This is a genomic window from Litorihabitans aurantiacus (assembly GCF_030161595.1).
Taxonomy (GTDB): Bacteria; Actinomycetota; Actinomycetes; order Actinomycetales; family Beutenbergiaceae; genus Litorihabitans; species Litorihabitans aurantiacus.
In genome coordinates this window covers 3,265,088-3,279,842 of the sequence record NZ_BSUM01000001.1, presented here as the reverse complement: position 1 = coordinate 3,279,842, position 14,755 = coordinate 3,265,088, and the positions used below count along the sequence as shown (strand labels likewise).

Sequence of the window (14,755 nt, the reverse complement as noted above, 5' to 3'; positions counted from 1 at the left end):
TGTCGGATCCCGAGATCGACCCGCACGCCCACACGAGGAGCGAGATCGACCACGAGCTCGTCGCGTTCTGCGCACGCTTCGGGTTCGGCGACCTCCGGCCCGTCGAGCTGGTGCATCTCGAGCACCAGATCGCGCAGAAGCTGCACGCGGTGACCGACCCCGCCTACGAGCGAGCCCACGACCTGGTCGACCTGCAGCTGCTGTGGCGCGCCGACCCCGACCTCCCGCGTCTGCGCGACCTGTGTGAGCGCACCTTCGACTGGCGCCGGAGACAGCCCTGGCCGCCACTTCCGTTGCACTCGACGACGAGCTGGACGCCACCTACGACGCCGCGCGGCGGGAGACCGCCGTCGACGGCGACATCCTCGTGCTACCCGACGTCGCGGCAGCGCGGGACTGGCTCGAACGGACGATCGGCGTCATCACCTCGTCGACCGCGACGATCGACGCCGCGGTGGGGGACGCGCCGTCGTGATCGGAAGCGGAACTTGCGATCGCCCTTCGCTTGCTTGCGTTCCCGTGTAATCTCCGAGGATGCACGCATCCCAACGACGTGAAGCGATCATGACCGCCGTGTTCGAGCGCGGCACGGCGCGCACGCGCGAGCTCGCCGACGAGCTCCGCGTCTCCGAGGTCACCATCCGCACCGATTTCGAGGTGCTCGAGAAGCAGGGCCGCGTGGCGCGGGTGCACGGCGGCGTCACGATGTCCGAGACACCGCTGATGGGCTTCGACGTCCGCTCGAGCCAGAACGTCGAGGCGAAGCAGCGCATCGGCGCCGCGGCCGCCTCGCTCGTCTCCGACCACACCACCGTGATCCTCGACTCCGGGACCACGATCTTCGCCCTCGCCCGCCACCTGCCGGCGTTCCAGGACCTCGTGGTCCTCACTCCCGGCGTCAACGTCGGCCTCGCCCTCATGGAGGTGGCCGGCATCCAGGTGCGCCTGCTGGGCGGCCGCCTCGTGCCGCACATCGCCGCGACCGTCGGCTCCCCGCGCCAGCAGGGGCTCGAGGGCGAGATCGCGCACGTCGCGTTCGTCGGTGCGGGCGGGATGGATGCGGACCACGACGTCGTGGAGGGCTCCCTCGACATCGCCGAGTCCAAGCGCACGCTCATCGGCGCGTCCCGGAGACGCGTGCTCCTGGCCGACTCCGCCAAGTGGTTCACGCTCGACCGGCACAAGGTCGTCAACGTCTCGCGCTTCGACACCGTGGTCAGCGACGAGGGCATGCCCGCCAGCACGCAGGACGCGATCCGCGCGAGCGGCGTCGAGCTCATCCTCGCCTGAGCGAACCCCCTGGGCACGACGGCGAGGGCCGCCTCGTGCGGACACCTTCAGCCGATCCCGAGGCGACCCTGAGACGCCGCCGACCCCTGCGCGGGACGATGGATCGGCGTCGGGATTCGAATCGGTAACAAAGACTGGCGCTTCCGAATACCTTCGGGTACTGTCGCACTCGGCCACGTTCGTGGGGACGTTCCTTCGAACAACCTTCCTGGGGTGGCCCGCCCCATCTCAAAGAGGAGAACCCGATGCACCGCAGACTCGCTGCGCTCGTCACGGCCGGCACCGCTGCCGCTCTCGTGCTCGCCGGATGCTCGTCAGGCGACTCCGGTTCCGGTTCCGGCGACGCCGGTGGAACCGTCACGCTGGACTTCAGCCAGTGGTGGGAGGTCGAGCTGAGCGAGGGCGTCATGCGCGATCTCATGGACCGGTTCGAGGAGGAGCACCCGGGGATCGAGGTCAACCTGATCTCGAACCCGTACTCCGCCACGGTGGACCTGCAGACCTCGGCCGCCGCGACCGGCACGCTGGCCGACATCGTCGCCATCAACGGCGCGAGCGTCTACGACCTGCAGGACCAGGGCGCGATCACCGACCTGAGCGCGCTGATGGAGGACGCGGACTTCGACCCCGCCGAGCTCGTCAGCAACGACCAGATCGACGGCGTGACCTACATGGTCCGCGCGCTCAACTTCGCCTACCCGATGTACTACAACGTCGACCTGCTCAACGACGCCGGTATCGACGAGCTGCCGACCACGTGGGACGAGTTCGACACGGCCGCCGCCGCGGTGACCGACCCGAACAGCAACGTCTACGCCTGGTCGCTGCCGATCAACGTGCAGTCCCCGGCCGGCTTCGACTCGCAGTCGTGGCTGTGGGCCTCCGGCGACCGGATGCTGAAGGACCGCCAGGCGAACTTCGAGACGCCCGAGGTCGCGGACTGGCTCGAGTTCCTCCAGGGCCAGTACGACGGCGGGTACGTCACCCCCGGCGCGTTCACCCAGCAGGAGCAGCAGAAGGTCGAGGAGTTCACGGCCGGCCGCAACGCGTTCATGATCGGCTCGCTGGCGCACATCTCCGGCATCCGCGAGGCCAACCCGGACCTCAACTTCTCGATCGGCTCGGTGCCGGCGCGCGAGGGTGAGTCCTCGGGCATCGCGGGTGCGAGCTGGGGCCTCGGCATCGCCGAGAACAGCGAGCACAAGGCCGAGGCGTGGCAGCTCATCCAGTGGCTGCTGAGCGAGGACGTGAACTCCGAGCTTGCCGGTGAGGCCACCGGGTTCCCCGGCAACGTGAACTCGGTGCCCGGCTTCGTCGAGGGCGACGAGCTCTACCAGCTCGCGTTCGACGTCTACTCCAGCAGCGAGTTCGTCACCGAGCTCGAGGGCCTCCCGCTCGCGCTGGACCTGAACCGCAACCTGAACGAGAACCTCGTCCGACTCCTCCAGGGTGAGGCGGACGTGCCCGAGACCCAGGCGTCGCTGCAGACGTACTGGTCGGGCGTCCTCGACGGGTAGCCCCTGACGCCGGTGGGTGCGGGCGATCCCCTTGCCGCCCGCACCCACCGGTCTCCACCCCCGATCGGCGCCCGCCGATCCGTCCGACCAGCGGAAGAACGATGTCAGCGACGACAACTCGACCCATCCCCGCCCCGAACCCGCTGCCGACGCCGGGCCCGGAGCGCCCCCGCACCGGCCCGCGCACACGCCGGTGGTGGCGGACCAGCCTCACGGCCTACGGCTACATGTCCCCGACGCTGCTGGTCATGCTCGTCATGATGGCCGTGCCGGTCGTCATGGTGTTCACGTACTCGACGCTCTCGAACGTGATCATGGTGCGCGACCCGGAGTTCGTCGGCCTCGAGAACTACGCGACGCTGCTGGGCGACCCGATCTTCCGCAAGGCGCTGGGTCAGACGGGGGTCTTCACCGTCACCTCGGTGGCGCTGCACCTGCTGCTGGGCCTCGCGTTCGCGATGATGCTCAACAGCGGGCTGCTCCCCCGGCTCGCCGCCTCGCTGTTCCGCGTCATCTACATCCTGCCGTGGGTGTTCACCGCCTCGATCGTGGTGATCCTGTGGCAGCTGCTGCTCAACCCCAACGGCGTCATCAACTACGTGCTGGAGACGCTGAACCTCATCAGCACCAAGGTCGAGTGGTTCTCCAACCCCGACCTCGCGCTCGGCTCGGTCATCTTCATCAACGTGTGGGCCGGCTACCCGTTCTTCATGATCAGCCTGCTCGCCGGCCTGCAGGGGATCCCGAGCGACCTGTACGAGGCCGCGGCGATCGACGGCGCGGGGTGGCGCGCGAAGTTCTTCAGCATCACGATCCCGCAGCTCACGCCGATCATCCTGGCGATGGCGATGCTCGACTTCATCTGGAACCTGCAGCAGTTCCCGATCATCTTCCTGGCGACGGGCGGTGGGCCGTTGAACGCCACCGAGACCATCGCCACATACACCTACAACCTGGCGTTCTCGAAGCGGCAGTTCGCGCTCGCGTCCGCCAGCGGCGTGATCCTCTTCCTGATCTCGGCGATCGTCGCCCTGTTCTACGTGCGCCACCAGAAGGCGAGGGACTGACATGACTGCCATCGCGACGTCGCGCGGCCGTTCCGCGACCACGGGCCGGCCCTCGACCGGGCGCCGGTCCAAGGCCGCCCAGAAGGTCGGGCTGTGGATCGGGCTCTCGCTGGGCGCCCTGTTCGCCGGGTTCCCGGCGCTGTGGATGCTGCTGAGCTCCATCAAGCCGAACACCGAGATCTTCCAGTACCCGCCCACGTTCCTGCCGGACACGTTCACGCTGAACGCGTACACCGGGATCCTCACCAACCCCGAGAAGCTGCGGTTCTTCACCAACAGCTACACGGTGGCGCTGACCGTCGTCGCCCTCACGCTGTTCGCCGGGATCATGGCCGGCTACGCGCTGAGCCGGTTCCAGTTCCCGCTGAAGAGCCTGGTGAACACCGTGGTGATCTCGGTGCAGGCCGTGCCGCCGATCACGCTGCTGATCCCGTACTTCGGGCTCGTGGTGTGGCTGAAGCTGTACGACACCCTGTGGGCGCTGATCCTCACCTACATGGTCGCGACGATCCCCTACGCGATCCTCATGATGACCGGTTACTTCAACACGATCCCGAAGGAGCTGGACGAGGCCGTCAAGGTCGACGGCGGAAGCTCGCTCCGCGCGCTGTGGCAGGTGCTCGTGCCGGCCGCGCGCCCCGGGATCGTCTCGGTGGGCGCCTACACGTTCATGGTCGCGTGGAACGAGTTCCTGTTCGCGCTGACGCTGACGCAGAGCCGGTCCAACCGCACCGTGCCGGTCGGGATCCAGCTCCTCATGGGCGAGCACTCGTTCCAGTGGAGCGAGATGATGGCGATGAGTGTGCTCGGGAGCGTGCCCGTCCTCGTCCTGTTCCTGTTCTTCCAGCGACAGTTCGTCAGCGGCATGACCGCCGGCGCCGTCAAGGCCTGACCCGGCTCCCGCCGCACTCGAGAGAAGAGACCACCCCATGCTGTTCACCGGAAGCGACATCGTCGGCACGGCCTACGAGCGCGGGTTCGCCGTACCCGCCTACAACATCAGCGACTTCGGGATGCTGACCGCCGTGCTCGCGGCCAGCGAGGAGGTCGGTTCGCCGGTCATCCTGCTGATCCACCCCGACGACTGGGAGTTCGTGGGCGACCACTTCCTCGCCTCGGTCTTCGCGATGGCCCGCTCGGCCTCGGTGCCCGTGGCGGTCAAGCTCGACCACGGCGCCACGGTGGAGCAGGCCGCCGCCGCGCTGCGGCACGACTTCACCTCGGTGATGATCGACGGGTCGCTGCTGCCGTTCGAGCAGAACGTCGCGCTCACGCACAAGGTGGTGCAGATGGCGCACCTCGTGGGGGTCTCGGTCGAGGGTGAGATCGGCACGATCGGCCCGCGTGACCCCCGCTCCCTGGCCGAGATGCAGGACTTCGTGTTCGCCGACCCGGCCCAGGCCAAGGAGTTCGTGGACGACACGGGCGTGGACATGCTCGCCGTCGCCGTGGGAACGGCGCACGGGGTGTACCCGCCCGGCTTCGTGCCCGAGCTCAAGCTCGACCTGATCGAGCGGATCACCGACGCCGTGCGGATCCCGCTGGTGCTGCACGGCGGATCCGGCGCGGTGGACTCCGAGGTGTCGGAGGCCGTGAAGCGCGGCGTGGCCAAGGTGAACATCTCGGCCGACATGAAGACGGCGTACTACGCCAAGCTGCGCGAGGTCCTGGCCGACCCGGCCCAGCGCGAACCGCTGGACATCTGCCCGCCGGCGCTGGCTGTGGTGCGGGACGTGGTGCGCCACAAGGCCGAGGTGCTCGGGGCGGTGGGCGGGGCGGACGACTACGTGTACCGGCCGGCAGGTGTGGGGGCTCGGCGGTGGGTCGAGGGGAAGGCGACCGTGCAGCAGTAGGGGGCTGTTCCGGGGGCTGGTCCTTCGCGACTGTTGCGCTCGGCACGGATGCGAGTTCGTATCCGTGTCGGGCGCAACAGTCGTTCGGCTATCCGGGTCCTGCGTCCTCGTCGATGCGCGGGAACGACGGCGCAGGGTCAGTTGCGGTCGTCGCGCGGGGGGGCCGCGGACCTCATCGGCGGTGTGGTCGCTGTCCACAGATCGGGCACCGGGTCTGGTCGGGCGGGGTCGGGGTGCCCTACTCTCGGCAGCAATCTGGAGGCGTCAGGGGGCGGAACCATGACCAGAGGTGGGCGCTACGCGCGCGTGGCAGCGGGGTTCGCTGCGTTCGGGATCGTCGTGGGTGGGGTCACCGCCTGCTCGCCGGACGAGGAACCGGAGCCGACCGAGAGCTCGACGTCGGCGGAGCCCACGGAGACGGCGACCGAGACACCGAGCCCGACGGCGAGCGAGACAGAGACTCCGACGCTCACGCCCGAGGAGCAGAACATCGAGGCGGCGAAGCTGACCGTCGTCGAGTACTACGCCGCCCTCGGCCGTGTCGGTGCCGCGAGCTACGCGACGTGGCAGGAGGAGCTCGCCCACTTCTGGGGGCCGGACCTGCAGGCGCCGCTCACGTCCTACTACGAGCAGATGGCCGCCACGGGAGAACGGACCGAGGGCGACGTGGCCCTCTCCTCCTTCCAGGTCACCCTGCCCGCGAACCCGGAAGACTTTCCGATGGCGGATGCGGTCGTCTGCGTGGACTCCTCAGCCGTGACGTCGTTCGAGGCGAATGGTGAGCAGAGCGAGCGCCCGAGCACCCGCTTCCCCACCCAGGTCAGGCTGCAGAAGCAGTCCGACGTGTTCTGGACCATCGAGGAGATCGAACCCCAACCCGACCAGACATGCTGAGAAGTCGCGCTCAGGCCCTCGCTGCTGTCGTGCTCCTCTTCATCGGGGCAATGGTCGTGGCGCCGACGCCTGACGCGGCTGCCGCCGAGATCTGCTGGGAGCGGAAGGACCCGGTCACGGGTGAAGTCTCGACGGGTTGCTACGACGACGGAAAGCCGGGCGGCCCGCCACCGCCGGACGGCGAGCCCGCACCTACCGTCCCGCGAGTGTGCGAAACAGGGGGTCGGACAATTCCGTGCGAGACGTACGCGGGGTCCTGGACGGGGCGCTGCTATGCGAAGCCAGCATCGCCGCAGCCAGCACCGGACGACCCCGCCTGGGCGGGTAGAACCGACGGAATCATCGTCCAGTGCACTCCGTACGTCTGCCTCGTTTCCCTGGGTGACACGATCGCGGAGTGCCCGACGGCCGAGATGTACTGGGCTGAGGCCGCTCGCACGGTAGACGAAGAGGCCGTCGCCCGGCAGGCACTGACACAGCTCGACCTCGACCCCATCACCCTCGGGATGGCCCCGCGCCCCAACCTGGCCGACCCCAACGTCCTCATCGGCGCCCCCGCCTACTTCTGGGCCGAGGGAGGGCCTGCCGCGATCGGGCCACTGTCCGCCGCGGTCGACGAGCAGGGCATCACCATCACCCTCGATGCCACCCTGGACGACGTCATCTACGACACCGGCGACGGCACCACCCTCACCTGCACCCGCGACCAGATCGCCACCCCACCAGCCACCATGAGCCTCCAGGACGAGCCCGACTGCGGCCACCACTGGACCACCCCTGGCACCTACACCCTGACCGCCACCAGCAACTGGACCATCACCTGGCAGGGCCCCACCCAGAACGGCACCTTCGACTACGACCTCGAGAGCGCCATCGACGTCCCCGTCACCGACCGACCCACCAACCTCACCACCAACAAGGGCCCCTGAGACCGGGGCTCGCAAGAAGCGCGGCACACCGCGCCGATGTCGGCACCCCGTGGCACAGTGGTGCCCGGTCACGAGGACCAGCGCCAAGCCCTCCGGCTCGCTGGCCAGCAACCGCGCCGCACGGCACGGTGCTCCCGGAGCAAGACCCGCCCGCCGCACCCGCGATGGGAAGTCGTGCTCCGCCGTCGCCCGCGCCGGCGCCCGTCCGTGAGGACCCCACCGTGCCTGACCTCGTCCGCGCCCCCATGCACCACGCCGACCACCCCGACAACGCCTGCCTCGAGGCGTTCGTCCCCACCTCCGTCCTCGCCGCGCCGTTCGGGCACGACTGGGAGGAGCTGCCGTGGCCGTTCGAGATGGCGATGATGGAGTCGCCCGAGTGGATGCTGCTCCATCACGCCCGCCGGCTCTTCGAGGATCCGTTCACCACAGACGCGACGCCGGAGACCAGCGCGTGGCTGACCTCGATGGTGAGCCGCGACGTCGTGCTCGACTGGGTGCCGGGTACCGGTTTCGTGCGCGTGCCGCGTCGGCCGGGGATCGACGTCGGGCTCGTGCGGCGCCGCGACCCCGAGCCACGGCCGTGCGAGCGTGTGATCGGCCTGGACACCGGCAGCAGCGGTTGCCGCGTGCACGGACTCGCCGTCGGCTACCCCCGCGAGGTCCCGGGTGGCTGCCGGCTCGTGTCAGCGCGCGTGTGCGACATCTGCTGGCGCGTGGCCCACGCGCAGCTGCGGCCGCGGCCCGGGGTGGCGATCCGGTGGACGCGGGAGTGCCTGCGGTGCCGCGCCGCCGTCGACGCGCTGCCGAGGTGGGTTCCGCGGCCGGTGCAGGGTGCGCAGCGACTGCTCGCCCAGCGCCACGCCTCCCGGGAGCTGATGGTCGCGATGGGGCGGATGGTCGACGGCGATCGCGCCGTCGTGCCGTGGGCGGAGCGGTTCGGGCCGCAGGGACGGGTGACGCAGGCGGTGCTCGACGGCGGAGGCTGGGCCCCGCCGTCGCCCGAGCCGGTCGTCACCTGGCGCGCGTGGTCGAGCGCGCACCCGGCGTCCGCGGAGGCGTCGGCGCGGTCGGTGGTCGCGATGTTCGAGCGGTCGCTGCCGGAGGGGATGGTGCTCGGGGTGGACGCGGCGAGGCTGGCGGGGATCGTGCGGTGGGAGATGGGTGGCTGAGCGCGGGGCACGAAAGCCGTTCGTGGCGCCGCGCCTCCGAGCCGTTACGTTCGAGGGGGATCGGCACGCACCTGACGACGGAGACGACATGACGACTCGATCCCAGGCCGGCTCACGACCGTGGCTCGGATGGCTGGGGTGGCTCGCCGCGGCCGTGCTGACGATCCTGCTCGTCCTCACGCTCACGGGCCGCTTCGACCTCTCGGCGCCGACGGTGACGACCGACCGGGTGACGCGCGACGTCTCCGTGCTCGACGCCGTCGAGACGGAGGAGCAGGTCGTGCTGCTGACGCTCGGGATCCAGGGCCTGCTGGAGGAGAGCTCGACCGGTGAGGTCCTCGGGATCACGATCCCGGGCAGCGCGCGCTCCTCGTTCATGCGCTACGAGTTCAGCGCGCTCGCGGGCATCGAGGGCGAGGACGTCGCGATCGAGGAGACCGGCGAGGGCGAGTACCTCATCACCATCCCCGAGTTCGTCCTCATCGGGCACGACGACGAGAGCTTCGAGCTCGTCGTCGAGAACAACGGGGTGCTCAGCTTCGTCACCCCCGAGATCGACGAGGTCGAGATGGTCGGCACCATCCTCGACGGCGGGGTCGAGCAGGAGTACCTCGACAGCAACGACGAGCTGCTGCGCGAGCAGGCGATGGCGTTCTACCGCGGGATCGTGAGCGGGATCGACCCGGATGCTGCGGTCGCGTTCGAGTTCGCGGAGGGGGCTGGCGGGCGGGACTGAGCGGGCGGGGCCGGCGTCGGGCGGCCGGCTGTCACGCTCGAAGGTCGCGGCCTGACAGTGCGCCGCCGACGACGTCTCAGCGTGGACCGATCCATTGGAGTGGTCCGGTTATGAGCTCTTTATGGGCGGCAGAGCATGTCCAGCGTGACGGTCGCGATGGACCACCGAACCGCTGCCACGCGCGGAAAACTGCGCATCAGCGGCGGCTCGACCGCCTACGCCAGTCATGCCCCCGACTCATAACTTTGAGAAGTTATGGGCCCCTGTCACGGGCCTCGGCAACCCCCTAAAGCTCCGCGTGGGCTGTCCTCGCCGACTCCGGGACGCTGGAACCGTGCTTCCCCTCCATCCATACGACGACGTCGAGGACCCGCAGCAGTGAGACGCTGCCATCCACGCCAGCACTCCTGCGCAGCGCAGCGAGGTGCTGAACGAGCGTGGGGTCCGCGAACATACCCGCCCAGGCGCTCCACTGGTCACCGCTGTGAGGCGCTCCGAACTGCGTCCTGATGTGCTCGTCATAGATGGGAACGAGGTGGGGGCGCTTGCGAGCCAGGAGCTTGCTGGTGCGCACCGGACCGAAGGTGCGGACTTTCCTCACCTCGACCCAGGTCTGTAGGAGCAATTCGGACTGCAGGATCTTCCGGCCGTCCGGAAACTCAAGACTCGCACGGCTTGGGATCTGTTTCAGGAGGCCCGCGATCGCAGCGCCGGCCCTCCCCCGAGGAGCTCGCGCGCCGCCGCTCCCTGGACCGGAACCGAGAGCATCGCCAGCGCCACCAGATCCTCCGAGGTAACCCGGTTTGGATCGACCCTGTCTCCACCGACCTCCTCGAAGTAGGACCCGGAGTAGTCGCTTCCGGCGAAGTATCGCAAGAGGTGCCGACGCGCGTCGCTCTGGCGGCTGGGGCTGAGAATTGATGGACGGGTCCACGGCGACATGGCCCGATCGTGGCACGCCCCTCAAACTCCCGCATTCGGGCGGACCCCGAGCAGCTGTCGCCCCTCTCCCCTACGGTCGACACGTGCGCCCGATCCTCCGCGACCACACCCCCCGACGGCCGCGTCACCGGCGACCCCCTGCCCCTCGCCCTCGGGGTCGGCGTCCAGCCAGAGACCGTCCCCGTCCTCGAATGCGCCCTCGCCGGGCACCTGCTTGACGGCGAGCTCGTCCTTGCCGTCGTGCGCGTCGCGGACACCAACTGGGAGATGTACTACGTCCTCACCTCTCACCACGCCGCGCGCGTCGCCCTCAGCAGGGACGACCAGACCGACAATCGCGACGCCCGCATCGTCACCTGCGCCTACGAGCACATGCGCAGCGGCCTCGTCGACGTGCGGCTCGACACCGGCGAGCAGGTCGACCTCGGCCCGCTCGCCCACCCCCGCGACATCCACCTCATCCACTCCGGCATGTCGAACCTACGCATGCCCGAGGGCTTCGATGGCCGTCACGTCTTCGCGGAGTCCGACGCCGTCCGTACGGCGGGCGTCGTCCTCTCCGAGCTGCACTGACGACCGCCTCAGCCACTTCGGATGTGTTCCGCTGACTACATGAACCCTGGCGCGTGTGCGGTTCGTCGCAACCACATGGCCAGATGACCAGACACCAGCCGGCTGGATGAGCTACGTTGAGGGCCGTGCCTAACAATGTTGCTGAAAACGGCGACGTGTACCGAGTTCATCGCGACGCCACCCTCGATGGAGATGACACGAAGACATCACGCCCGGTCGTGTGCGTTTCGATGTCACCTCACGACCCCGTTGCCTGGAAGGGCCTACCGCGCATCACCACGACGTCGATGCCCGGCGACCTTCCCAGTCCTGCAACGCCCGACATGCCCTTCACTCGAGACGGCCACTGGACCCTCCGCTTTCTGCGAGCCGTCCGAAAGGACCTGACCGGCGACCCAGCCCTCTGCTCTTTTCTGGGCACTCTTTCGGAACCCGCTAAGACTGAGGCTTTGAAATACTACCGCGGACGTAACGGAACTGCTGCAGGCTAGAAATCATGACGCGCCTATCCCTCGAGACACCCCCTGCTGGCGTTAGCCCCGACCGCTGGAAACCACACCTTGAGAACGAGCAGGTGATTACCGGCGACCTCTGGCTACTCTCGTGGGACAACCTCGCACGCGGCCTCGGCCTCGTAACGGCACACTTTGACGAGTACACCCTGGTCTGGCCCATCTCCCTACCATCCGACCCGGTGGCGCCGCCCGCTATCGAAATTCGCCAAACGCCCCTGGGCATTCCACTTTATGCCTGGCCGTCCCGCGAGACGGGAATCAGCACCGCTTTGTTCGATAGACCACTCGGCCCACTGCTCAACAAATCGCTCGTCGACGCCACTGCGACCGCCTTCGATGACGGGACACCACCACCCATACCTTTCACACCTGAGCCGACCGCGGAAGGCCGGCCGGCAGCCAAGGAATATTCCCGGCTGCTTGTCGACATCTGGGCGACCCTCGGCGATATTCAGTGGCCGACTTTCGGTACAGAGGCGCGCTTGAATCCGGATACACTGCGCGCAGCCGGAATCAAACCCTCGACCCTCGCTCACGTTCTCGGCATGCAAACAGCAGCCGCGGTCCAGGCGTTTCGAGGCGAGTCACCTGTCACGTCCGATCAAGCCGAATCCCTGGCTCAGGTGACCGGACTCGACACGCGGCAGCTGATAACTACGGACTCATTCGAAGTATCGCTTCGATTACTCAAACCGCAGTACAAGAATCAGTTACGACAGGTGAGCCTGCAACTGAGGGTCGATGAATCTCGGGCACGGGACATCGTCGCGTCTGAGTTCGAACTGGCCGCACGCTCGAACGGGACAATCGATTCTCGATTGAATGGCGTCTTCGCACGATTGATCGCCGGGGGTACTAACCATTGGCTGACTACGAATCACTACTCGAGGCCCGTTCCTACAAAGCCATCGCCCGACTCCTGATTGACGCCATTAAGCGCGACAAGGGTTACGATATCGAAGAGCTCAGACTCGACCCAGGGACGGAACTTGCCCGAGTCGGGATCCCTCGGGTCGAAGTTCGTCCCTTGCCTGAGCAAGATTGTCCGGTCGCCGGATACTTCGATCACAGGACGGAAGTTATCGTTCTCCACCCTTCGTGGACCGAGGCCCGAGACCGATTCACACTTCTCCACGAATTGGGACACTACGTCCAGCGGGTGACGCCCGCGTGGGCAGATGCATGGTGCCTCCTACCAACTGCAGAAGGGAACCGCGTCAACGAGCGAGTGGCAGACGAATTCGCTGGGCAATTGTTGATCCCGGATAATGCAGTCGATCTAAAGGCGGGCAGCACCACCGCGCAACAACTGGCCACGGAGCACAAGAGACTCTCTACTGCGTCGAGGTCCGCTTTGGCCTACCGGAGCCTAGAGGGCGCAGGCATCGGTGACGACGTGGCGGTTGCCGTATGCGACCTGGACGGACTCGTGATATACGCTCGTGCTACTGGGAGGCTGTGGGCGCCACCAACACAAATAGCGCAGCCGGGTTTCGCAGGACTAATTGCGCATGCATCGCAAGCAGCGTCAGGCCTGGCAAGCGGAATACTCGACCCCGGCCTTGTATCAAGGTCGGGCAATATCCAAGACGGCCTAGTCGCGGATGTTGCTTTAGACCACGAGCGGCGATACGCGTTCGTCGTTGTCCGACTAGCTCATCGATATGCGCAGCCACTTTGGGTTGACCGGACGACTGAATGCCCAAACCCCGCCTGCGGAGAGGCCTTCGTTCCCGAGACCACGATGTCGAAATGCCCCGTGTGCAATTCGCACCATTGCCCGTCCTGCGGTTCGTGCGACTGCATCAGCGACGCGTCACCTTCTTGCCCCGACTGCAATATTGCGTACAGCGCCACTGATCGACTGAACCCCGCAGACCACGAGTGCTGGTAGGGCCGAACGTACCCTAAGCATTCTCGTCCCCGCACTCGCGGCGCAACAGAGCCGGCCTAATGGGGCTCTTCGCTAGTCCGATGGGGATCGGTCCGGCTGAGGTCAGCGGCTGGGTGCGGGGGTCGAGGTCCCCGATGATCAGAAGCGCCAACCACTGATCGACTCCGAGGACCTCGACATTGTCCAACGCTCCGGGGTGCGCTGGCGCGCCCACCACCGGTGACCCTTGTTCGCGCTGTGACGTGCTGCTGAGCGTGCCCGGGGTGCATGCCGACGGTGTCGAACGATCCGAGGCGCTGATGACGGTCACCGTCTCCACACCCTGGCAGTTGCAGGGCTGCCCGGAATGCGGGGTCGCGGCCCCGAGCCGCGGCCGAACGCGGCGGGTCCTGCACGACGTGCCGCACGGCGACGTCCGGGTCCACGTGATCTGACGCCAACGGATCCGGCGGTGCCCCGAGATCGCGTGCCCTCACGGGGGTACGCCGAGCAAGTACCGGAACTGGTCGATCCACGCGGCTCGATCACGACCCGGGCGATTCTGGGCGATCGGGCCGTTGCGTCGTGAGCACGCCACGATCGCCGGGCTCACGCGCCACCTGGTCGTCTCGTGGTGGTCGCTGTAGCGAGTCGTGAAGCTCGAGTGGCTTGCCGCGGAGGAGTCCCGGTTCGCCGGGATGAGGAGCCTCGGGGTCGATGAGCACTCCTGGCACCACGGCGACCGCCGCACTAAGGGACCGAAGGAGCTGACCGGGATGGTCGACCTCACCCGCGACGATGACGGGCGCGTGCGTGCTCGGCTGCTGGACCTGGTGCCGGGCCGATCGAAGAGGGTCTACCTGGACTGGCTCACTGAACGCGGCGAGACATTCCGCCAAGGCGTCCAGATCGCGGCGTTGGACCCGTTTGGCGGCTACAAATCTGCTATCGACGACCGGGTCTGCTGCACGGATAGGTGACACTTATCCGTGCAGCAGACCCCCGCCTCCAAGCACCAGCGGATCAAGCCCTACACCCCACGCCACAACGGCAAGGTCGAGCGCTACCAGCGCATCCTGGCCGAGGAGTTCCTCTACGCCCGCGACTGGAACTCAGAAGCCGAACGAGCCACCGCCCTGACCGGTTGGAAGATCCACCACAACTACCATCGAGCCCACACCGCCGTCAGCGACCAGCCGCCCGCCAGCCGGCTCCACCACGGCGTCACCAACGTCCAAACCCTCAACACCTAGTGCCGGGCGTCGATGGACGCGCTCACCGTCGCCTACGTGTGGCATAGAGCCGAGGCTGGCGACCTCCGCTCTCGCCGTCCAGACCATCCAGTCGGCCACTCCGTCCCCGGCGACGTGCCCACCGGTGAGTCCGCGTCCCTG

At 67.7% G+C, this 14,755-nt stretch carries 15 protein-coding genes, 2 pseudogenes and 1 riboswitch; of the genes and pseudogenes, 15 read left to right on the top strand and 2 right to left on the bottom strand.

Annotated elements, in window-relative coordinates:
- Positions 1–110 precede the first annotated feature (110 nt).
- The 10 genes from QQK22_RS19440 (at position 111) to QQK22_RS15595 (ending at position 9,458) form a co-directional block, all read left to right on the top strand.
- Positions 111–557: a nucleotidyl transferase AbiEii/AbiGii toxin family protein gene (locus tag QQK22_RS19440; RefSeq protein WP_431310197.1), complete on the top strand. Its 447-nt coding sequence runs from the start codon at positions 111–113 to the stop codon at positions 555–557.
- Positions 535–1,290, top strand: coding sequence for a DeoR/GlpR family DNA-binding transcription regulator (locus QQK22_RS15635; protein WP_284251879.1), 756 nt, complete (start codon positions 535–537; stop codon positions 1,288–1,290). The genes QQK22_RS19440 and QQK22_RS15635 overlap by 23 nt, the downstream gene beginning before the upstream one ends.
- Before the next feature lie 245 nt (positions 1,291–1,535).
- On the top strand, positions 1,536–2,807 hold the full coding sequence (locus QQK22_RS15630; protein ID WP_284251877.1) for an ABC transporter substrate-binding protein: 1,272 nt from the start codon (positions 1,536–1,538) through the stop codon (positions 2,805–2,807).
- A gap of 101 nt (positions 2,808–2,908) precedes the next feature.
- Entirely contained in the window at positions 2,909–3,874 is a 966-nt protein-coding gene (locus tag QQK22_RS15625) for a carbohydrate ABC transporter permease (protein WP_284251875.1), read from the top strand.
- Position 3,875: 1 nt separating this feature from the next.
- On the top strand, positions 3,876–4,766 hold the full coding sequence (locus QQK22_RS15620; protein WP_284251873.1) for a carbohydrate ABC transporter permease: 891 nt from the start codon (positions 3,876–3,878) through the stop codon (positions 4,764–4,766).
- Positions 4,767–4,803: 37 nt separating this feature from the next.
- Positions 4,804–5,727, top strand: a complete 924-nt coding sequence (locus QQK22_RS15615; RefSeq protein WP_284251872.1) for a ketose-bisphosphate aldolase — start codon at positions 4,804–4,806, stop codon at positions 5,725–5,727.
- A 279-nt stretch (positions 5,728–6,006) separates the two neighbouring features.
- The gene (locus tag QQK22_RS15610; RefSeq protein WP_284251871.1) at positions 6,007–6,621 is read left to right on the top strand and encodes a hypothetical protein; all 615 of its coding nucleotides are present in this window, start codon (positions 6,007–6,009) and stop codon (positions 6,619–6,621) included.
- 506 nt (positions 6,622–7,127) lie between these two features.
- Positions 7,128–7,550 (top strand): hypothetical protein, encoded by a 423-nt coding sequence (locus QQK22_RS15605; RefSeq protein WP_284251870.1) that lies wholly within the window; start codon positions 7,128–7,130, stop codon positions 7,548–7,550.
- A 66-nt stretch (positions 7,551–7,616) separates the two neighbouring features.
- A riboswitch (SAM riboswitch) is annotated at positions 7,617–7,730 on the top strand.
- A 41-nt stretch (positions 7,731–7,771) separates the two neighbouring features.
- Positions 7,772–8,722 carry a hypothetical protein gene (locus QQK22_RS15600; RefSeq protein ID WP_284251869.1) on the top strand — a complete coding sequence of 317 codons (951 nt, stop codon included), beginning with the start codon at positions 7,772–7,774 and terminating at the stop codon, positions 8,720–8,722.
- 88 nt (positions 8,723–8,810) lie between these two features.
- On the top strand, positions 8,811–9,458 hold the full coding sequence (locus tag QQK22_RS15595) for a hypothetical protein (RefSeq protein WP_284251868.1): 648 nt from the start codon (positions 8,811–8,813) through the stop codon (positions 9,456–9,458).
- Between the two features lie 286 nt (positions 9,459–9,744).
- Here QQK22_RS15595 and QQK22_RS19435 read toward each other — a convergent pair whose 3' ends face one another.
- Both QQK22_RS19435 and QQK22_RS19430 read right to left on the bottom strand, forming a co-directional pair.
- Positions 9,745–10,161, bottom strand: a complete 417-nt coding sequence (locus tag QQK22_RS19435) for a DUF6308 family protein (protein ID WP_431310196.1) — start codon at positions 10,159–10,161, stop codon at positions 9,745–9,747.
- Entirely contained in the window at positions 10,146–10,400 is a 255-nt protein-coding gene (locus tag QQK22_RS19430) for a DUF6308 family protein (protein ID WP_431310168.1), read from the bottom strand. The genes QQK22_RS19435 and QQK22_RS19430 overlap by 16 nt, the downstream gene beginning before the upstream one ends.
- A gap of 9 nt (positions 10,401–10,409) precedes the next feature.
- Here QQK22_RS19430 and QQK22_RS15590 point away from each other — a divergent pair, with 9 nt between their 5' ends.
- From QQK22_RS15590 to QQK22_RS15570, 5 genes and pseudogenes are all read left to right on the top strand, one after another.
- Positions 10,410–10,973, top strand: coding sequence for a hypothetical protein (locus QQK22_RS15590; protein ID WP_284251867.1), 564 nt, complete (start codon positions 10,410–10,412; stop codon positions 10,971–10,973).
- Positions 10,974–11,547: 574 nt separating this feature from the next.
- Complete coding sequence (locus tag QQK22_RS15585; protein ID WP_284251866.1) at positions 11,548–12,411, top strand: hypothetical protein; 864 nt, start codon at positions 11,548–11,550, stop codon at positions 12,409–12,411.
- A complete protein-coding gene (locus QQK22_RS19425; protein ID WP_431310167.1) occupies positions 12,351–13,382 on the top strand; it encodes an ImmA/IrrE family metallo-endopeptidase in 1,032 nt (343 codons plus the stop codon). The genes QQK22_RS15585 and QQK22_RS19425 overlap by 61 nt, the downstream gene beginning before the upstream one ends.
- Positions 13,383–13,561: 179 nt before the next feature.
- Positions 13,562–14,323: pseudogene (locus tag QQK22_RS19420) on the top strand (ISL3 family transposase); the annotation flags it as partial.
- Positions 14,324–14,365: 42 nt separating this feature from the next.
- Positions 14,366–14,614: pseudogene (locus tag QQK22_RS15570) on the top strand (integrase core domain-containing protein); the annotation flags it as partial.
- Positions 14,615–14,755 lie beyond the last annotated feature (141 nt).